Consider the following 375-nt stretch of genomic DNA (forward strand, 5'->3'; position numbering starts at 1 on the left):
CGCCAGCGCCGCCACGCCAGCCAGCCCTCGTTGATGCCGGCGGCCACACAAAAACACTTCGAGTACGACCCCGCCGACAACCTGATCGGCAAACTCGACCAGCAACCCGCAGCGCAACATCGCCAACTGCTGCACTACGACGCCACCGGCCGCATCATCGCCAGCCAGGACAACCTGCACGGCCAGCGCGAAACCTTCGCCTACGACGCGGCCGCCAACCTGCTCGACGGCCCGCAAACCTCTGGCGGCTTGGTGCGCCATAACCGATTGCTGACCTATCAGGACAAGCGTTACCGCTACGACGGTTTCGGCCGCATGGTCGAAAAATACAGCACCCAGCGCGGCACCCAACGCTTCAGCTATGACGCCGAGCAG

1 pseudogene is annotated in these 375 nt (G+C 64.3%); it reads left to right on the plus strand.

The window, feature by feature from the left end:
* Nucleotides 1-375 (plus strand): annotated as a pseudogene (locus M2R48_RS21410) (hypothetical protein); the annotation flags it as partial.

This window comes from Acinetobacter sp. I-MWF, assembly GCF_025433935.1.
Taxonomy (GTDB): Bacteria; Pseudomonadota; Gammaproteobacteria; order Pseudomonadales; family Moraxellaceae; genus Acinetobacter; species Acinetobacter guillouiae.